Raw genomic sequence first — 20,479 nt, 5'->3', positions numbered from 1 at the left:
CAGAGTGCGGCAAGAGTGGTCACAATAGCATTCCAGAGTTGGTGCTCCATAATCGGCTCCGAAGGTGGTACTTCTGGTGCCTAGTATGGAGCCCAACTTGTTGTCGCGCAATACCTTTCGGCTCATGGCGCAAAAAGCTCTAACGTTCTGGGCATCATAATCCAAGCGATGGTTAAGGTACGGCAGGAGTATCAACGATAACAGTAGAAAGCCGAATAGCTGGATGCAATGTTGCCTATCTGAACAGTTTGATGATTTCCTTCTGAACAAGGGCAATGTAGAGATCGAATGCTGATTGATTACAGTTTCGATAAGACAATGACATGTCGCAATCTGGTACAACTCTCTGTATCGACCCCATTTCAGGGGTGGAGGTTTATTACGCTCCGATCCGTGCATCGCGTTCCAATGCCTTTCACCAGGGTGGCATCGAATATCCGCCAGATGCATTCTGTCCGTTCTGTCCCGGGAATGAACATGAAACGCCACCCGAAACGTGGCGTTGGCCGGTCGAGACTGGCAAATCCTGGCAGCAACGCATGGTGCCTAATCGTTTTCCCGCTGTGGCAGTTGGTTCATCCACGCCAGCAGGTGGCTATCACGAAGTTCTGATCGAATCGGCCCGGCATAACGATGACTGGCTGACAATACCAGTCGAAGATCTCAGCCGCGTGTTTAAGGTCACTGCAGACAGGCTTCTTTGCTGGAAGAATGATGCTGCTATCAAGTCCTTTCAGGTGTTCAAGAATGTTGGTCGGCTGGCAGGTGCATCCCTCGCTCATCCCCATCTGCAGGTGATGGCATTGAATCATCTTCCTGCACAATTAGCGGTGGAAGCCAAGAGTGAAAGGCAGTGGATGGCAGAACAAGGTCAATCTTATGCTGCTCATTTGATGGAGCAGATGGAGAAAAGCCAAACTCTGGTGCATCGAGCTGATATGTTTGTATCACTTTGTCCACCAGTCAGCCGGTTTCCTTACGAAGTCTGGCTGCTACCTCGCAACGAAACGCCCTATCTTCAATTGCAGCAATTAGAATGGATAGAGTTGGCACACCATATGAAGCATGTGTTGCAACGAATGCAATCGGTACTTGGCTTGTTTGCCCACAACATCGTCTGGCGATTGCCACCCCAAAGTACATCAATTGGCTGGCGACTGGAAATCATCCCTCGACTGACAACATGGGCTGGGCTGGAATTGGGTTCAGGAATGCATGTGAATCCAGTCTTGCCTGAATATGCCGCAGGGAGTCTCAGGGGTTAATATTTGCTTTTCTGTTCTCATCGATCAACATCGCTAGATCGCGAAATGTTACGATGGACGTAGGCAAGGGATTGACCCAGTCCAAATACATTTTTCCATATAGATAGACGACTATCGCAAACACTGGAGCAGCCATTGGTAGCCATGGATTGGCAAAGACTTTGACTAGAACCAAAAGAATGAAAAGCACCAGAATAAAAGCCAATACTGACAATCCCACTGAATGACAAGCAAAACGCCAGGATGCAGGCAGTTCAGGTATGTTGTTTTCCGTCATCCAACGCAAATGAGTCCAGAATTTATCGAGTTTACGTCCTTTCAGAACATCGCGTATAGGCGTATGGGGTGCAAAACGCTTCTCGACTCTGACAACTCGGGAGGCAGTCTGCATCAATCCCATGAAAATACCAGCAGTTGCACAGCGATTACCTAAAACCATCATTGGTGCAAACGACGTTGTGACTGGTGCACGTTGGGCAATAAACTCAGCCAGCTTTCCAAATGTGACTGTGGGGACAATGGATTGTCTCCACAGAGCCGGGTTGCTTTGTGCCAGTTCAAAATGGAATAGTTCTTCCCATTCCGCAAGACCGCATTTAAAACCAAAGAACTCTTCCATACTCTCCAGTACATCTGCCAGGTCCACCTCAGCCAGTTCTGGATCATGAAAGTACTGAATAACATTAGTTTCCAGATTGAAGCTTGTATCCGCGCCTACTTCATCTTTTAGAAATGATCGCAATCCGAGCAGTATCTGATTTGGACTGTATTGCTGAGGAGCCATAGCTATCTCCTGAATCGCGGTACGAGCTTTCTGATTGTAACAGGACACAGTTAGATTCGTAACCCTTTTTTTGGACTACGTTCACGTAAACCCTGCGCCATATAGTAAGTTCATCTTCTGCTATCGGGTGATGATGTCATGGCTGAATCCAAGCTGCCTGATCTGATTAAGTTGTCTGAGATCTTTCTGATTCCCAGCAGTTTCCTGGTCGCTGCTTTGGGCACGGCTGACACCAATCCGCATCGTGCAGCGGTTTCTTTTCTCGGGTTTGTCATCAGCGTTCTCTGGATACTATGCAACTACGAAGCCCGCAAAGAACACCTGGCTGCAGGACATCGGTCCGTTGCCTCCTCACTCCGCATGCAAATCCTCTTTAACCTACCTGTGATTTTTACGCTGGGCTGGCTGGTATCGACGATCGCGCACATATTGCTATGGAACAAGCCCTTGTAAAGAACACTGCCCCTATTCATCACAGGGGCAGTTTGGTTAATGATCATACACCTTCGTCGATCAGGGTGTTTTGCTTCCATTGGTTTTGCCATTATCGGGCTTCTTCATCCGCACGAGCATAAATTGCTCGGTATGATCCGACCCCATGTGCACCAGCACTGGCGTTTCATCCCGTGTCAGGTTTTCCAGGCCGGTTTCATAAACACGATCTTTCTTGTCGCCAATGATCCAGGCAGCCCGTTGCGTTTTCTTGTCGATGGAACCTTTGACGGGAGTCGTCTGATCCATTAAGCCGTTGTAGTAGTTGCCTCGAATGACTCCGTCTTTACTGATGGCAAGCTGGAACAGGTTTTCGGAGTTAGTTTCCGATCCCTGTGTCAGTGCAAACACGCCGAGCGGTGTCCAAGGTTCGTCTGGTTTGGTGCTGGCAGATGAAGCCTGAGTAGCCAGCGAAATGGCCTGCTGATTGTAATCGGATGCAGAGCCAACATTGTCACCGTTCACATAAACGCTGTTATCCTGATAGGTAACCGTGTTGCCATAGTCATAGTAAACTGGCTGAGCGGGGATGCTGCAGAAAGATGCCAGGCTGCTCCAGGTGGCGACATTCCAGGCGCTGGCAGCGGCAAATCCTGCAGCAGTCCATGCTCCCGGATAGCGACCCCACCAGCCTGGTGTGAAACAGTTCCAGTGGTAGAAATTACCCCGTACCGCTACAGCGTGACTGTTCATGTAGCCATGACTCCAGGCCTGTACATGATAGCCTGACGCGGAGTATGCTCCGTAATGGCTTATGTTGTTTGACCAGGCACCAGTGCGAGCGGTAGCTGTACCTGCCCGGTTGAAATTGCCATCGTTAAAACGGCCCACGCCGCCTTCGCCTGAACGTCCGTCACGTGCAAAGCTGCCTGCACCGCCGAAATTACGTTCAACGCTTCCTCCACCGCCAAAGTTTCGTTCACCGCCGCCTCCGAAACCTCCTCCGCCAAACCCGCGATCACCACCGCCTCCGAAGCTACGTTCGCCTCCACCGCCAAAGCCGCCTCCACCAAACCCGCGATCACCGCCACCACCGAATCCACCGCCGCCAAAACTACGATCACCAGTACCTCCGAAGCCGCGATCGCCTCCGCCACCGAAGCCACCTCCTCCAAAGCTGCGGCCTCCGCCTCCAAAACCGCCTCCTCCACCACCAAAGCCTCGGCCTCCAAAGCCTCGACCTTCCAGATTCAATGGCACCAGACAAGCCAATGCCAGCACGATCATACACCAGCGTAGAGTTTTCATGTTGAGTATCCTTAAGCAGTCCTTACGAATGAAATGGGAAATGAAACAGTGACTCACACGGAGTCTGATTATTATTTGCTGCGAGTCAGTTTGACTGGCACTTCATCGGGGGCTGGTTCGCCATTGATGGTGCGTTCGACAGTCCGCCACAGTAATGAATTGTCGTTCAGTCGAGTAAGAATGTTCACAGATCGCGAGGCAGCACCATCGGGACCGGTCTCGGAGTCTTCAGCAATCCAGCGGTTGCCATCACGATACCAAATCGATTCACCGTGTTTTCCATTATCCTGATAGGAATTACCAACCAGGCCACGGCCATTCTGATGAATCCTGCCGTTGCCTGAAGCCAGTACCTTGTCGCCATTCTTCATGGTGAATCGGGTCAGGATAGTGTTCTTCTTTTCATTCCATTCAAATTGAAGTTGGATCACGCCCTGCTTGGTGGTAGCGTCCCACTGACCAATGAGCCAGCTCAAATCCTTAATCTTGTCCTGACTTACGCCCCATTCCTGTGACAAGGCAGTCAGCCATTTCCCATTCTCCAGCACATGTACTGCTCGATAGTGGGAACAGTTTGGCAATGCAGTCTCTTGGGCGAATCGCGTTTCAATGGTTCCTTCTTCAATTGCCATGGAAGTTGAGGGGAACCGGATGGATGTGATATCCACCGAAATGGTCTCTCCCGGGTTGGTTTTGAAATGTTCAGTGTAAGCTGCTTCGATAGCAGAGCGGCCCACGAGTTTTCGTCCCGTCTCGCTGGTGTATTCACAGCCATCGGAATAGAAGGCTGCCACCGCAGAAGCATTGCCCTGGTTGAAGGCTTTGCAAAATGCAACTGCCTGCGAACGAATTTCCGCTTCTGCGGACTTGCGAGCAGGCGAATCATCCGCTGTCATCTGGCTGACTACAGCCAGTACAGTCAGAATACCGAACAGCAATAACAACCTTTTCATTGATGCTACTCCTATGAAGAATATCGAGCCATTACCCAGCTAAAAACGTAAAAGCAGGGGTGTTTGATTGAATACTACTCACTCGCTTTTTGTGGATGAGCAGCTTCAACCAATTTGCTTAACCCAGTAATGCACGGATAGTAATGGAGAGAAATGCAGAATACAAGCAAAACGACAGAGATTTGTCCACTTAACAAAAGATTAGGGCGTGTGGAAATACTCTAGACAAGCCAGCGTAATCAGGTATAGGGTCTTCTGTCAAATCAGGAGATTCTGCCATGGAACGGCATTCGATATCCGAAGAGAAGTATGAGCGGATTCGTCACCTCTTTCCGGCTGAGGAAGGTAAAGTGGGTCGCCGTCCCAAAGATACGAGACGATTCGTTCATGCTGTTCTTTACATTCTGGGAACCGGTTGCCCGTGGCGTGATCTTCCAGCCGAGTTTGGTCCTTGGAATACCGTCTTCAAACGCTTTTCCAATTGGTGTCGTTTGGGTGTCTGGGCCCGTATCATGCAAGCACTCAATGAGCAGCCCGACGAAGAAGTAGCCATGCTCGACAGCACGATCATGCGTGCGCATCAGCATGCTGCGGGTGCTAGAAAAAGGGGCTTTCGTGCGAGGAGAGTCGAGCCAAGCAGGGCATGGGGCGGTCTCGTGGGGGCCTGACAACCAAGGTGCATCTGCGCGTGGACGGATTGGGAAACCCCCAGCAAATGATCCTTACTCCAGGTCAAGTGCATGACATTACCCAAGCCCCTGCATTGATGAAAAATGTTGAAGTGGAAATCGCCATTGCCAACCAAGGCTATGACAGTGAAGCGTTCGTCAAAACATTGGAAGCAGAAGAGATTGAAGCCGTGATTCCCTCACGCAAGAATCGCAAGGAGCCGCGAGAGTATGACCAACATTGGTACAAGATGAGGAACATCGTGGAGCGGACGTTCAACTGGCTCAAACGATACCGCCGTATCGCCACCAAGTACGAAAAAACTGGACAGAACTTCTTGGGGTTCTTCCAGTTAGGCTCTGTAATGATGCTGCTCAGGTAATTTGTCAACACGCTCGTATGACTCTCGACATACCAGAGGATTTCTTGAAGCGCGCTCTATTCGGCGAAGAGCATAGTTATACGAACGCGTAATATCACATAGAAGTTATACTTAGTATAACTAGAGGGGTTCGAGCTACTCTATTGATTTTTCAGTTATTGCGACACCACAATGCAATTTGCACGCATCATATACCATCAATAATGGGAAAAATGCTTGGGGTAATACGTATGTATTGGTTATACTTATTTCAATAAATCAAGGTTGATGAATCGCGCAGGGATGTTGCGCAGTTTGCCATTTGCAGTCGGTGTTCTGGGAGAATTCCCATTCCCGCACTGTCCCATTTAATCAATGTGTGAAGTGAAGTTGGATTTCAATTGAGGTTGACATGAGATATTTCGCCAGTTCTCGACGAATCGGTTTCACGCTGATTGAATTGCTCGTGGTGATCGCCATCATTTCGCTGTTGATGGCACTGGTGCTGCCTGCCATTCAGAAAGTACGGGAAGCCGCCAACCGTCTGCTCTGCCAGAACAACCTGAAGCAAATCTCCCTGGCGACGCTCCATTATCATCATGACTACGGTTTCTTTCCACCAGCTCGACTGGCGTTTCAGCCTTACAATATCCCTCCTTTTGCTGTTTCACCCGATCTGGATTTCCCGACCTGGAAAGTGCGCATTTTACCCTACCTGGAGAAAGATAATGAATACTCCCGGTGGAATATGATGCAGCCTTTCGGCTCGCATGATGAATCCGTTCGCCGCAATGTGGTGAAACTCTATATCTGCCCAACGCGACGCAGCCCCAGTGAAGCGGTAGTGGAATCAACAACGACTGGTGGATTTGTGCTGCCTTGTGGATGCGGGTTCCCACCCGCCATTGTGCCCGGCGGTGCAGCTTCCGATTATGCTGCCAACATGGGGGACCTTTCCCCCGGCGCGAGCGGTTTGGAAACCGATTTCTACTGGGGTGGTCAGGGTACGGGCGTGCTGATCTCGGCCCGCCCGACTGATGGTGGCCGCAGCGACAACTGGCGCGACCGCATCCGCATTGCTGATGTCCGCGATGGCACCGCGCAAACCATTTTGATTGGCGAAATGCATGTACAGGCCAACAAGCTGGCGACCATTCCCGACAATGGCCCGGCCTACGATGGTTCCCGCTTTTACTATTCCGCCAGAGTGGGTGGCGTAGGGGTGCCCATTGCCAATGGTCCCAACGATGATGTCAATGGACTCGGCTTGTTTGCCTTTGGAAGCTGGCATCCCGGACTCTGCCAGTTTGCCTTTGTCGATGGTCGCGTCATACCGCTGAGCAATCAGATTAGTACCGAAGTGCTGTCTCGTTTGTGCAATCGCAATGATGGCCGGGAAATTCCGGATTTCTAATTCTTCATGTCCAACCGATTCTTTCTGGCATTGCTGATCGCAGCCAGTTCTCTGGCAGGCTGCGGCTCTTCGAGCGATAAACTCTACCCGGTAACTGGCCGCGTGCTCCTGAAGGATCGCAAGCCGGTCGCCGGGGCAATCGTCGAATTCAGTTCATTGGCCGGACACGGTGCACGGGCCAGGACAAACCCCGATGGAACCTTCACGATTACCTCGGGTGGCAAACCTGGCGCCTTGCCTGGCGCTTATCGCGTGGCTGTAATCCAAATGCTGGTGATCGATGGCGCCGGTTCCCATTCCAAGGCACACCACGCACCACTGGTGCTGAATCCCAAGTATGCTCGGTTTGAATCGTCTGGCCTGGAGTATGAAGTGAAGCCCGATAGAGACAATGTCTATGAACTGATTCTCGATTCTGCCGCACAGCGGTGATCTGTCAACAGTCACCTGGTTCAAGCGCCTTCCTTCACTTTCTTTCGCAATGCTTCGTGGAGACGATAGATCGTGGCATTGTACCCCGGCAGTTCTTCCTGCTTGAGTTTCTTCTCACGGGCTCCATCACGCAGATGCTCCAGCGTTTCGCGGTATTCCTCGGCGAGTTCATGGATAGTCGGGTCCAGCGTCCAGCGACGCAGAAACAGACTCACTTCCAGCTTGCGGCTCAGGTCATCGAGCTTGGGAATCATCCGCTGCAGGTGATCCTGCGGTTTCTCAGGATGGTAGCTCAGCACTTCCGACTGCACCTCGACACGGTACACCCGCATCTGATCAAACAAAACACTTTCGTCAGGATAATAGAGATAACACCCGAGGATGCTGAACGCCACCAGTGCAACCAGGGCAATGCCTGCCAGCACCCTGTTGGGTAGGGGCCGGTTCCACCAGGGGGCGTTCACGTCGGTTTCTGCATTCTGTGGTTTTCGTCGCAGCCAGCTTTCCCACGACCCGAACCGCTCGCTGAGGCGCACCAGCAATCCCAGCACGGCCAGACCGGCCAGGGCATACAGGCTGACATACTCATGGACTTCCATTCTTTCGCTGAGTTTGGCCTTAATCTGCGTGAGATATTCGGCTGCAAAGAGCGGATGATGGAACGGATTGGTGAATTCATCGAACGCATGAGTATGCCCTTCGCGGTTGGTAGCAAAATCGAGCGGCGTGTTGATTGCATAAGAAATCGCCAGCACCGTCAGCACCAGCAGCAACAGCCAGGTGATCATCGCCCGTGTATGGTAGTAGCGCCAGATCCAGACAATGACACCGAGGTTAAACCCGGCACCGAGTATGAGGAGCGTCAGCCCGGCGCCGACCGAATTGCCATGCTCGAAGAGTAGTCCCATCTGCATCATGGCCCGCATGGGCGAAATGTAGGCCGGCGTGGCCACTCCGCTCATGATGACGGGAGACATCGGGTCGTCGTGTTTCATGGTCGTCTCGAGTGCGCCGAAGGGAATGAACGCCCCCAGCAGCCCCACGCCGATCAGAGCCATCATCATGTAGAGCATGGAAGAACTGACCAGTGTTCGTGAGGCAGCCAGCAGCACAGCAAAAAGCCGCGTTAAGCCGTATGGAAGCGGGGGAGGTTCCGCAGGCAGTTCCATCGCGCTGTGAGGGAACAATCTGTCCCACACCAGCCCGGCAATCGTGACGACGGCCAGCGAAGCAAAGCTGAAGCAGATGATCACCATCGGTTCTGACAGCGTCAGGCCATAAAGAAACGTGAGCGGATTGAACAGCGGTCCCGAAAGGGCAAAGGCGAGAATGCTGCCGCCGGAGATGCCGCTGCGCCGCAGTTCCCGGATGATGGGGAATACGCCGAGCGAACAGACGGGGAGCAGCATTCCCAGAATCCAGGCACGCAGCAGAGCCTGTCGGGTGCCTTCGCCAAAAAGCTGGGCAGTACGTCGTGGCCCCAGCATCTGGCTGAACACCGCAGCGATGATCAGGCCACAGATGAGCGTTGGCGCTGCTTCCAATCCCGCCTGGGCGGCTCGCAGCAATCCACCAAAAAACATTTGCCCTGGATCCATGGTTACACCGGTACGGGGACGGAATCGAGGATATCACGAATGACTGTTTTGACAGCTTCCGGCTCAATGCCCAGCCTCACGCTGAGCACCGGCAAGGCAACATCCTGAATGTCGTCAGGAGTGACAAAGCCCCGGCCGAGCAGAAACGCCCGGGCCTGGGCTACCCGCTGCCACTGCAACAACCCACGCGGGCTTAAACCCAGCGTTACCTGCCTGTGCTTGCGTGTAGCTGTACCGAGCGCTACCAGATACTGCTGCACCTGAGCCTGCACCGGCAATCGCGCCACCTGCTGCTGCATCTGCATCAGTTCGTTGATGGTCAGTAGCGGTTTCGGGGCACCTGGCACTTCAGCAGTTGTTGCCTGTTCAATGGCCTGAGCCAGCATCCGCGCTTCATGTTCCGGCGAAGGATACCCGATGGTAATCTTCATTGCAAAGCGATCTAGCTGAGCTTCCGGCAAGTGATAGGTACCATGATGTTCCACCGGGTTCTGCGTCGCCATCACGAAGCTGATTTTGGAAAGGGGATAGCGGACATTGTCCACGGTTACCTGGTGTTCTGCCATCGCTTCGAGCAGTGCACTCTGGGTGCGTGGCGTGGCACGGTTGATTTCATCCGCGAGCAGGATGTCGGCAAAGACCGGCCCTTGCCGGAATTCGAAGGCGCGCGTCTGCTGATTGAAGATGCTGAAGCCGGTGATGTCGCCGGGCAGCAGATCGGGCGTACACTGCACACGGGCGAAGGTGCTGCCTATCGATTCTGCCAGGGTTTTGGCAACCGTGGTTTTGCCCAGTCCGGGCAGGTCTTCCAGCAGCAGATGGCCGCGTGCCAGAAGGCACGCAAGCACCTGCTCAATCACCTGGGGCTTGCCCAGCAGCGTGCTGTTGAGCCGGTGACGCAGGCTGTCTAACGATTGAAGTGAAACAGGAGCTTTATTCAATGGTGCACTCATGGTGATAAAGTCGAAGTTTGAGATGACGAAAGTCGTCGCACTTGCCGTCGGGGATAGCTCTGGACAATGGTATCGCAGGTGGCAGTAACTTCGTGAACCGTCCAGGGACACTCGACATACGGTGGAGCGTATCCAGCCCAGGCAAACATGGCGGCCCAGCGATCCAGTTCCGGGCACTGCTGTGGATACCAGAGGCTCGGCGTGATGCCACACGGTCGCTGCCAGGCGGTGCCCCGGCTGCGGCGATCCAGCAGCGCCTGGGTGAAACGCAACTGCTCGCGGGGTGACTGACCTGTCAGCCAGCGCCAGCGCAGGCGATACCAGCGATCGAGCAGTTCCTGCCGGTTGATGATCGCTGCCAGCACCAGCCCCAGCAGCAGAGCCATAGCCAGCGGATGCTGCAGGCACCATTGCCAGAAGGCAGCAGCGGCTTGTTGCAGGCGATCTATCCACGAATAGAGCGGCGAGGCCAGTTGATAACCGGGCGTCGGTTCCACGGGCACCCAGACTTTGCCGCCTGCCAGCACTTCAACCCAGAAATGCATGTCATCCTTGAAAATCAGCGTGTGATCCGTATTGGCATCGTGATGTGCCGGGTCGCCATAGAATCCACTCACCACCCGGCACGGGTAGCCCTGCGTTCGCAGCAGCATAGCGGTGAGCGTGGCGAAATCAACATCGCGGCCGGTGCGACACTCAAGAAAATGACTGAGCACATCGCGGCAATCCGCCGGTGGCTGAGCTTTACGGTTCAATTGAAAATCTTGTCGTACCCCGGCGACGATGGCTTCAATCTGTTTCCAGCCCCGTGGCGTTTCACCTGCATAGCGCAAGGCCAGGGCATTCAACTTCTCGACCAGAGAATCGATGCCCGGCAGACTGACATAGTTGAGCAGGCGCGTTGGTTTGTCCCATGCCAGTCTTTTACTTTCAAGCAGGCGGACATCCACCACCGCGGTTTCCACTTCGGTCAGCGTGCCTTTTGGCACGTTGCGCTCAACCATGCGCAGAATGCCATCCTGCGACCAGCCGAAAAACGTGCGATCATGAATTTTCCCTACACGGAAACGCTGGATCTGTGGCGGAAACGGCAAGGCATCGGTCTTGAATCTGGCAATCTTGATGACATGTTTTTCAGGCTGTGAGAAAAGCTCAGGCCACTGGTAGTAACTGATTTTCATCCACGGCGCTTCATCGCGATGAACATCACCAGTTGAGCCATGGTATTCCGGTTCGCTCCAGATAATGCCATCAAACAGTTCGTAAGCTTTCAAACGCAGGTGCACCGGCACTCGACCCTGCACATAGAGCAGCGCGCTCGGCCCCTGATTGCCCATCTCGCCAGTGGGAGGCGGAGGCTGGCGCAACAGTGAAAACTCTTTCGAAGCATTCAGCGATTCGGCCGGGATGATTTCCTTCTTGAGCATTTTCTCGGCAGGCAAGGCAATCGTTCGCTGCCAGTCGCGAGGCTTGATAACGTCGCCATACAGATCGTGTGCCACATCGTAGAGGGCATCGTCCGGGCTGTCGAGGAAGAAGTCGCTGTCGGTCATGCCGGTGCTGGTGGATTCCTGCGAACCTTTGATCACCTCATCACCGGTGTTGACTCCACCTCGCGAGAAGGGATCGTAATCGTCGCGGCCTCCTGAACTGGGCAGAAAACCCCAGAGGGTTTGTGCAGCCTTGGCTGGGCCGACCAGCGTCATCACCAGAATGCCCGAAAGAATGAGCATCAACAGGCCGATGGCGCCCCACGGCGCTGCACACCGATGTTCCTGCTTCACCAGATGCAGCCAGTACCAGTTGAGCAGCCAGCAGCAGCCCAGAGCCGAATAGAGTGCCAGGCATGCCAGGATCAGTTTTCCTTCCCCCTGTACCAGAGCAAAAACCATCAGGAACAGGCTGACCATCGCTGCAGAATAGATCAAGCGAGGCCAATGCACCAGGCATGCCAAAGCGATGGCCAGGTTCCGTAGTGATGCTGCCAGGATGATCTCCAGCAGCAAACCCTGGTAACCCAGTAACCGACCGGTCAAGGCCATAAGGACAGGCAGCAGAAACAGGCTCAATGTCAGAATGAACAGAACAGGTGGAACGCGAGTTGCTGACTTTCCCGCTTGATGTCGTGCCACCATGATGGCCAGGGGTGCAGTCAACAACAGAGTGATCAGCCAATCCAACCAGCGGTTCGTGTCGTATGCAAAGCCGGGCTTGATGGTTGCCAGCTCAGTGGCCAGTACCGCCAAGGCTACCAGCAGCCAGGTGAGCACCAGTTGCCAGCGTGGAAGCTTAACAGCCACAGTTGCCCCCTTTCCAACTGGTTCGCAGTTGGGTCGTCAGTTCATCGCGATGGCGGATTTCCATCCAGGGCTTATGGGGCAAGGTGCATGATTGTGATACAGCTTCTACCACTGCTGCGCGATGCAGCACCACATATAACGGATGCTGACCGCGAAATGCGGTGCGTGGCATTTGTTCCATGCCCTGATCGGTAGTGATGACCACACTGCAACTCGCCCGGCACTGAATACAGGCAGGCAAGCGGGAAACTTCAGCCAGTGGCTGATCGCCCGCAGGCTGAACGCGGGCCAAAGCATCCAGCAGTTTGCGAAGCTGGGCTGTGCCACCTGCGGCATGATACAGCTTTCCCTGAATGATTGCCTCGATCTGGGCACCCTGACTCAGCCATTCCGTACAGAAACTGGCTGCCAGCCGGATCACCCATTCCCGCGAACTCTCCGAACCTTCCCCCGCATGGATGGCTGGATCCGTATCGACGGTAATGCGAATGGCAGGCAAACCGGGCGTTTGCCGTTCACACACGATGAGCCGATCGTAACGAGCCGTCTGGGCCCAGTGAATTCGGCGAAGCGAATCACCTTCGCGAAACGGCCTGACTCCGAGGATGTCACCCGCATCGCCCGGCTTGTTGCGGAACACCTGTCCCTCGTGATGATCAGAACCGGTAACTTCGGGCATGGCTCCCACCGGCACCGTACTCGGCCAGACCAGCAATCGCTGTGATATCGCAACCTGCCGCCTGGCCTTCCAGAGTCCAAACGGAAAACCGGAATAGAGTGTCGGGGTGTTCAGTGGATATTCGCCTCGCTGCATGGGGACAAAATCCCAGGCAATCACCGTGGTCTTCCAGCCTGCTGCACGAACGACACTGGCTTCAGTCTGCGTTGTTTCGGTAATCTGCAGTCCCAGCCCCCAGGCATTCCAGGGCATGCGGTTTTGAATCCGCAGTTTCACTGGCACTGATTCGCCTTCCCGGCCTCGCGTGCCGCCAAACTCAAGTTCAGCTGATATTCCCAGCATCGTAAGCCAGGGCCAGACCAGCCCTGATACCAGAACCGCCAGCAGTATCGACATTACAAGATAACCATGCGGATGCACGACCCAGCCACACAGCCCGGCAAAAATGGTCGCCAGGATCAGTATACCCAGCGGCTTTCTCATCCAGTCGATGAGATAGCCATCCACAAGAGGCAGGTAATCGTGATGGATAAAGTCCATCAACCGCTTCCAGCGTGATAAGGCGTGGCATACTGTTGTTGATGATTCAGACAAAGGGAAAATCATGTCACTGACGGTTATACTTAAGTATACATTATACTACATCGTATAACTAATAAGTCAATCGTTAAGAATCGTCTGCGTCAGGTACAAAAGTGCTCAAAACGCCATCACTGAACGAATAGCCACAAAGGCATGATCACGGATGACCATGATGAGAAGTGAGAACTCAAAACCGATTAATCATTCTGACCGAATCAGCCACTCACGCCGCTCGGCGGTGGTACTTGTTCAACAAGCCGCCCAGCCGGAGTGTAGAAATGTACTTCTCTAATACAAGCCAGTTAACAGCACCCCCCTCGACAGAGATGTTTCCACCCAAAACATCTCTCCCATACTTCTTGCATGGAGATCAACGCCTCAGTAGTATTGGTGGGTCTGGGTGTAAAATCTCATCATATGCTCTTGGGGATGGGGAGAACCAAGCCCGCATTGTGGTCGAGGAGCGCACACTCCTCTGAAGATTCCACGCTGAGACAGGGGAACCCCTGATCTCGTTCTACTTGGGACAGGTTCTTCCCCATTCCTGCGTGGCTATGATGAGTATCCAGGCGCTGCAGCAGACGGCGGGGGCATGACGGCTTTTCGTGACCTATAGCTCACTCGGCCCCCGCCGCTTCTAAGCTGTTGGCGTTTGGTGGCATCGAAAGGAAGTTCTAATGGCTGTTCAATCGCAACTATTCCGTGGCGACCCTAAACTCGAAGCGGCGTCTGTGTCGGACCCAGCCCACATCGTGCCGGGTGCGGCCGGGGAGCACGTCCGCAAGATTCAACAGGCGTTGATTGCACTGGATGGCGCGACCATCGCTGCGGATGGGAATTACGGCCCCGCCACCGCCGCGGCGGTCCTCGCCTATAAGCGGAAACGAAACATCATCAACCCTTCCTATCAAACCCAGGCCGACAATATTGTCGGCAAGATGACGATGGCCGCGCTCGATCGCGAGATGCTGGCGAAGGAGCGTGGCCTTCCCGATCTGGAAACGGTTGGTCTACTATCCGCGTCTTTGCGCGGAGATCCGCGGCTGGAACGGACTCTGCGCAACGACGCCCAGCACGTGGTTCCCGGGGATCGCGGGGAGTTTGTCAGCTTGATTCAAAACGCCGTGCTGACCCTCGAAGGAGGCAACATCGGCCCGGATGAATTACGCGCCCAACTTTATGGAACGCAAACGGCAAAAGCCGTCCTGGCGTACAAGACGCGGCGCAAAATCATCAACCCCGCTATCCAGACCACTCCGGACAATATCGTCGGCAAATTGACTATCCGTAGCCTCGACCTCGAGATGCTGGCATTCGAGGTCCAAGAAAGGCTCAGCGCTAGCCGTAACTTTTCAATCAAACGGCGCTCGCAAGGGGATCTACCATGAGCAAGACCAATGATATCCTGTTGATATTCAGCGGTGGCGTGCCATTTTCCACGCAATTCAAAGTCGAAGATGAGGTCAGCCGCCAGCCCTACCTCGATCGGCTCCTGCAGGTCAAACAAGCCAGAAACTTGCTCGCGGCCTCTCGGGGCGCTGGCCCGAAAATCGACGAGGACATCGACGCGGTCATGAAAGATATCAACAGCTTCTGCAAGTCAGACTTCAAGACAATCGGCCAGGTCTGCATCCTGGGCAGGAGCCAGGGGTGCGCGTTGGCCCTGGGACTGGCTGTGGAGCTGAACACGAAAGGGGTTGCGGAAATCAGCTTTCTGGGGCTTTCGGACGCTCCCATGTGGGACGGCGGCCTGGACTCGCCTATTCGCCATGTCGGCAAATTCGAGGCAAAACCCATTCCGGATGTCAACGGCGCAGAAGGCAAACCGTTCGGAAACTTCACACTCAAGTTGCGCCCCGTGCCCAACGGCTTGGTGCCTACCGTCACACTGGACAAGGTTCCCGTTGTCAAAGCAGGCAACAATATCCAACATTTCCAGACGCAGGGCAATCACATGAAGTGGGCGCGCAGCATCGGCCGCTGGATCTGGTTTTCCGGCCTGTCTGCAGGAGAAGTGCATGGGAAAGTGGACGGCTTTGACAACAGGCCGTTTACCGTGACGGGAAACACCTTTTCGGATGTCGATTTGTCACTGCACGTGGCCCTGAACACGGGACAAAACTGGAAGAATCTGACCAGCGCCTGTGCGACAGAACTCGCACGTTTTCCGGACCCGCCGGCGCCATGAACCTGCCCGATATCATCAACGGTTCGGTATCTCGTTCAGCGTAAATGCACCGATCAAATGAAGAAATAAATACTGCTATGTAGAAAAGGGATAATATCAATCTACGTACCTGCCACGTGGCCGTCGAAACGCAGCTTTTCGGGGTCAGTACTTTTACAACATCACTCGACTTGCCACCCGCGCTGCACTTTTACACTGGCATTTACACCCTATAGGGGGAGCGGGGCGTCGTGGCCGTGGGCGAGGATCCGATCATCAACGCTGGAAGAATGACTTCTCTGCAGGACTGGGGCTGTACAGTCTGAAGACAGCCCGAGACCTGGCCTGTCAATCCCCTCGTGGGTAAACCATCAAGCGTGAGAGCCGTGTGCGGGAAATCCGCCCGCACGGTTCAGAGGGAGGAGGGATCAGTATTATGCGATCCTTCCTACCCCTATTGTTAGTCTTTCAAGACTTCGAGTTTGATGTCCTTGAAGCGTATCTGCATGGGGCCGCCGCTGTGGAGTTGGAAGGCGATGATGCCTTGGCGGGCTCCGGGTTTGTCGTCGAGATCGACACAGGGGTTACCATTGATGAAGGTTTTGATTTTGCTGCCTCGTGCTTCGATGACGTAGTCGTTCCAGTGATTGACTTTAACGAACTGGTCGCCGTTGTTTTTGGTGAGCAGTGCCCGGCCATGTTCTTCGTAGAGCTTGCCCCACCAGCCTTTGCCGATGTCGGCCTGGTAGCCTTTCACATCACCATTATCGATCACTTCGCTACGGAACTGAATGCCGCTGTTTTCGGTATTTGGCGTGAGCTTGACCTTCACCGACAGCCTGAAGTCTTTCACCATCATTTGGCTTTTGAGGAATTCGTTCTTCTTGAGGCCGGTAGTAGAGCCAACGATCATGCCATCTTCGACTTTCCAGAGCCTGGTGTCGCCTGTCCAACCTGTTAAATCCTTGCCGTTAAAGAAGGTGGCTGCATTCTCCTGCATCGCGAGCACGGGCACTTGGGTGGGGTGCATCAGGTAAGCAAACAGCGAACGGATTTCATGCTCGCTGAACGGTTTCATCTGATCATCAGGCATCATGGAGGTGTCGCTTGGCTTTTCACCTTCGATATCGTCAAGAGCCAAGGTCAGCGTTTCGTTGGCAGTGGCGACCGTAACCGTTTTGCTGTTGCGTTCCTTGACGATGCCGGTGATGGAGCGGCCATCCTTGGTGACGAAGAAGGTGGCAGCGTATTCCTTGGGGATCACGCCACTGGGGTCGTAGATATTTTCGAGCAGGTAATCGAGGTTTGCCCGATTGGAGCCGGTGATGTCGGGACCAACCTTGCCGCCGGTGCCATAAAGTTGATGGCACTGGGCACAGGTCTTTTCAAAAAGCGCTCGGCCCAATGACAGGTCAGCAGCCACTTTGGGCTTGCTGGACAGCATGGTTTTCATGCTGGCAATATGCTGCAGTCTTTCAGCAGGTGTGGTGCGGACGACGCCCCAGACTTCCGCGATTAGTGAGTTGAGTTGTTGATTGTTCAACTGGCGAAGTTGCCTGACAACATCGGCAGGGATATCGTTCGCCGGAATGTACTTGGCCTTAACCGATTCAAGCAACGCCAGGCCCCAGGCAGGGCGTGCTGAGAGTGTGCTGATGGCATCGCGGCGGTCGCTACTGGAGAACTTCGGATAACTCTTCAGCAGTTTTGTTGCGATTTCAGGCTGATCGAACACGGCCAAACCGCGAATGGCCAGGCTACGCATCGGTTCCTCTTCGCTCAGTTGCATGAGCAGTTGCATCACTTCGGACTTGCGGCTGGTGATGAGCGCCTGCAGGCCTGATTGGCGATGCTGCAGTTTTGCAGAGTGGTCAGCAACCACTTTGGAAAGAGAGGCCATAACGGTATCAGGGTCGAACACCATGCCGAGCAGCAATAATTGATGTCGTACTTCGGGATCAGCTTTTCCACTCAACGATTCGTAGGCTGCCTTCCACTCGGCTGGCTGCTTGACATTACGCAAGCCCCGCATGGCCTGGTTGATGCCGGAAAGAATGATCTGCTGAGTGCGGGCATCAGTCGAAGACTTCAAAGTCGCTACCAGATTATTGATGGCGTTCTCGTTATTCATCGAACTGATGCGGCGGACCATGAATTCGAGAATGGGTACCTTGGCATCGAGGGCCAGCTTCAAGGTACGCGGGGCATCGGTATCTACCAGCCCTTCTGCTGCATACCAGTACATAAGAGGCAGGTTGTGGTCGTCCCGGTCTTCCGCGTGCTGCAGCAGATTGGCAAGAATACCCCATCGACTGGATGGATTAAGCCTGGGCAGTGACGAAGTGAGGTACAATCGAACCATCGGCGAGGCATCGGACTTCGCCATCTGTTCAAACTGCTGAATGAATTGCGTGGAATGATGTCCCGCTTCCACCGCCAGCTGCACGCCCCAGGCGCGGATGGCATCGGAATCATCGCTCATGGCAGAAAGATATTCCGCATCTGGCATTTTCTGGCTGAGGTGATTAGCGAGCAGCAGTTGCAGGCGTTTATCAGCATTCTTTTCCTGCTTCCAGTCGTTGGCGATTCTGCTGTTACCAGTGATTGAGACGGGGCGGTTGACACCAGCGGGTTGGGTGACGCTGCGTTCCTGCAACAACCGGCGGGCATGTCGCACATACCAGTGATTATCATGGGTCACCAGTTTGAAGAGTTGATCGTTATCGAGTTTGCTGAGGTCGCCGCCTAGTTTCTGCAGATCGGTCTGGCGGTTTTCAGTGCTGCGATGAACGATCTTGTAAACGCGGCCGTTGCTGCGATCCCAGATGTGCGGTTCGGTGCGATGGCAGGCCTGCTGATCGTACCAGTCGATGAGGATAACGTTGCCATCGGGGCCGTACTGCATGTTGATGAATCGGGCCCAGGCATCGTTGGCAAGAAGAAAGTCGGGGCCGTGGCTGGCGACGTAGCCTGAGCCATTGGTTTTCAGCCGATCCATATTCAACCGTCGGCCATGAATGTTGCCCATGAATAACTGACCATGATATTCCTTCGGCCAGGTTCCACCGAGATAGCACATCAGTCCACAGTGGGCATGCCCGCCTCCAGCGGAATCGCTCTTATTGTTCCCGCCGTGCGGGGTAGCCCCCAGATAATGAAAGTGATCGGCAATGGTGCCGATGTCAGCATAGGTGTGTGGGTTGAAGTGCAACCCGGCTTGTCGCAGGTATCGGCCATTCTGAATGATGTGGAAACAATGGGGGATGACGCAGGCTTCGATAAACAACTGCCCCTGGGCATTGTAATCGAGTCCCCAGGGGTTGCTGGTGCCCCAGGCAAATACTTCAAACTGATGACGGATGGGGTGATAGCGCCAGATGCCTGCATTGATCTTCGTACGCTCATTGTCCGCAGCACCGGGCTTGCCAACTTTGCTGTGGGTGAACACGCCGTGACAGCCGTAGAGCCAGCCATCGGGACCCCAGGAAAAAGTGTTGAGGGTTTCATGGGTATCCTGCCAGCCCCAGCCATCGAGCAGAATTTTCGGTTCGCCTGCAGGTTTGTCGCCCGAGGCATCAATGGGGATGAACATCAGGTAGGGAGCAGCACCAATCCACAAGCCGCCGAAACCCCATTCGATGCCACTGACCAGATTGAGGTTGTCAGCAAAGACAATGCTCTTGTCGAACTTGCCATCGTTATTGGTGTCTTCCATGATCAGGATGCGATCCTTACCTTCGCCATCTTTGCGGCGTTGCGGATAACAGTAGGCTTCGGCCACCCAGAGTCGACCACGATCATCCATGCAGAATGCAATGGGCTGGCGTACATCCGGCTCGCCTGCGAACAGCTTGACACTAAAGCCTTCGGGCACCGTCATGGCTTTGACTGATTCTTCAGGAGACAGACCTGCATGGGGATAGTTGTCGTTTTCGAGCTTGGCCTGCGGACGAGGTGGCACGGTCGGCTTGGCATTATGAAAACGGAAGTCATCAAAATTGAGATGCCCCCAGTGGCCGGTGTGGTTATCAATCAGGCGGATGAAGATTGTCTTGCCAACATGCTTCTGCAGATCGACCGCAACCCGGCGGAGATTTTCTTCTTCAAGGCCACTGACCCGAAAGATCACTTCGTTGCGGGCATGGTCCACGAGTTCAACACATGTTTCCAGGTATGGCCCACCGCCTACGAGAAACGATGCCCAGGGATGTGTTACCTGAAATGGAACCGAGATGAGTTTGCCTCGGGGCGTATCCCCTTTTTTCTCGAAGCCGCCAATCCAGAACCTGCCCTGGTGCTGGCTTTTATTATCGTTGCGACGAGGGTAGACCGTATCGCCTTCGATAGGTTGCCCCACGAAAGCTTCACCTTCGACTGTCCAGTCGCGCAGGTCGCCAGTTTCAAAATCAAAGTTCAGTGAGCGGCCATCCTGCTTAGGCAACACGTCCTGCTGATCGTCAGCTTGCACCTCATTCAGACAGGCAGCCAGCAGGATGATAAAGGAGAGACCAGAAATCCAACGCATCATGACGGGTTCCAAGAATGGAAAGAAATCGGGCAGGTCTACAGTGTAATGTTTCTG

The 20,479-nt window shown here is 54.1% G+C and carries 14 protein-coding genes and 1 pseudogene; 7 read left to right on the top strand and 8 right to left on the bottom strand.

The features are described 5' to 3' along the window. Positions 1–323 precede the first annotated feature (323 nt). Positions 324–1,265 carry a DUF4931 domain-containing protein gene (locus JNJ77_04630; protein ID MBL8821852.1) on the top strand — a complete coding sequence of 314 codons (942 nt, stop codon included), beginning with the start codon at positions 324–326 and terminating at the stop codon, positions 1,263–1,265. Here JNJ77_04630 and JNJ77_04625 read toward each other — a convergent pair. Beyond that, on the bottom strand, positions 1,255–2,049 hold the full coding sequence (locus JNJ77_04625; GenBank protein MBL8821851.1) for a hypothetical protein: 795 nt from the start codon (positions 2,047–2,049) through the stop codon (positions 1,255–1,257). The two genes, JNJ77_04630 and JNJ77_04625, sit on opposite strands and share 11 nt — an antisense overlap. 138 nt (positions 2,050–2,187) lie before the next feature. On the opposite strand from JNJ77_04625, the gene JNJ77_04620 reads away from it, so the two are divergent. Then, positions 2,188–2,502, top strand: coding sequence for a hypothetical protein (locus JNJ77_04620; protein ID MBL8821850.1), 315 nt, complete (start codon positions 2,188–2,190; stop codon positions 2,500–2,502). A gap of 60 nt (positions 2,503–2,562) precedes the next feature. Here the strand turns inward: JNJ77_04620 and JNJ77_04615 are convergent, their stop codons facing one another. Further along, complete coding sequence (locus JNJ77_04615) at positions 2,563–3,789, bottom strand: hypothetical protein (GenBank protein MBL8821849.1); 1,227 nt, start codon at positions 3,787–3,789, stop codon at positions 2,563–2,565. A gap of 71 nt (positions 3,790–3,860) precedes the next feature. Beyond that, on the bottom strand, positions 3,861–4,742 hold the full coding sequence (locus JNJ77_04610) for a nuclear transport factor 2 family protein (GenBank protein MBL8821848.1): 882 nt from the start codon (positions 4,740–4,742) through the stop codon (positions 3,861–3,863). A 278-nt stretch (positions 4,743–5,020) separates the two neighbouring features. On the opposite strand from JNJ77_04610, the pseudogene JNJ77_04605 reads away from it, so the two are divergent. The 3 genes and pseudogenes from JNJ77_04605 to JNJ77_04595 all read left to right on the top strand — a co-directional run bounded on the left by JNJ77_04605 (position 5,021) and on the right by JNJ77_04595 (position 7,618). Next, positions 5,021–5,793: pseudogene (locus tag JNJ77_04605) on the top strand (IS5 family transposase). A 391-nt stretch (positions 5,794–6,184) separates the two neighbouring features. Beyond that, positions 6,185–7,186 (top strand): DUF1559 domain-containing protein, encoded by a 1,002-nt coding sequence (locus JNJ77_04600; GenBank protein MBL8821847.1) that lies wholly within the window; start codon positions 6,185–6,187, stop codon positions 7,184–7,186. Between the two features lie 6 nt (positions 7,187–7,192). Next, positions 7,193–7,618, top strand: coding sequence for a carboxypeptidase regulatory-like domain-containing protein (locus JNJ77_04595; GenBank protein ID MBL8821846.1), 426 nt, complete (start codon positions 7,193–7,195; stop codon positions 7,616–7,618). A 20-nt stretch (positions 7,619–7,638) separates the two neighbouring features. Here JNJ77_04595 and JNJ77_04590 read toward each other — a convergent pair whose 3' ends face one another. The 4 genes from JNJ77_04590 to JNJ77_04575 are packed head-to-tail and all read right to left on the bottom strand — an operon-like array spanning position 7,639 to position 13,688. Further along, entirely contained in the window at positions 7,639–9,216 is a 1,578-nt protein-coding gene (locus tag JNJ77_04590; GenBank protein ID MBL8821845.1) for a permease, read from the bottom strand. A 2-nt stretch (positions 9,217–9,218) separates the two neighbouring features. Beyond that, complete coding sequence (locus JNJ77_04585; GenBank protein MBL8821844.1) at positions 9,219–10,169, bottom strand: MoxR family ATPase; 951 nt, start codon at positions 10,167–10,169, stop codon at positions 9,219–9,221. Next, the gene (locus JNJ77_04580; protein ID MBL8821843.1) at positions 10,166–12,469 is read right to left on the bottom strand and encodes a hypothetical protein; all 2,304 of its coding nucleotides are present in this window, start codon (positions 12,467–12,469) and stop codon (positions 10,166–10,168) included. The genes JNJ77_04585 and JNJ77_04580 overlap by 4 nt, the downstream gene beginning before the upstream one ends. Then, positions 12,459–13,688, bottom strand: a complete 1,230-nt coding sequence (locus JNJ77_04575) for a DUF58 domain-containing protein (protein MBL8821842.1) — start codon at positions 13,686–13,688, stop codon at positions 12,459–12,461. Before JNJ77_04575 ends, JNJ77_04580 begins: the two co-directional genes overlap by 11 nt. Positions 13,689–14,407: 719 nt before the next feature. On the opposite strand from JNJ77_04575, the gene JNJ77_04570 reads away from it, so the two are divergent. After that, complete coding sequence (locus tag JNJ77_04570; GenBank protein ID MBL8821841.1) at positions 14,408–15,118, top strand: peptidoglycan-binding protein; 711 nt, start codon at positions 14,408–14,410, stop codon at positions 15,116–15,118. Continuing rightward, positions 15,115–15,918 carry a hypothetical protein gene (locus JNJ77_04565; protein ID MBL8821840.1) on the top strand — a complete coding sequence of 268 codons (804 nt, stop codon included), beginning with the start codon at positions 15,115–15,117 and terminating at the stop codon, positions 15,916–15,918. Before JNJ77_04570 ends, JNJ77_04565 begins: the two co-directional genes overlap by 4 nt. A 439-nt stretch (positions 15,919–16,357) precedes the next feature. Here the strand turns inward: JNJ77_04565 and JNJ77_04560 are convergent, their stop codons facing one another. Further along, a complete protein-coding gene (locus tag JNJ77_04560) occupies positions 16,358–20,422 on the bottom strand; it encodes a DUF1080 domain-containing protein (protein MBL8821839.1) in 4,065 nt (1,354 codons plus the stop codon). Positions 20,423–20,479: the final 57 nt, after the last annotated feature.

It is taken from the genome of Planctomycetia bacterium, from assembly GCA_016795155.1.
Classification (GTDB): Bacteria; Planctomycetota; Planctomycetia; order Gemmatales; family HRBIN36; genus JAEUIE01.
This window is presented reverse-complemented; position numbering and strand designations above follow the sequence as displayed.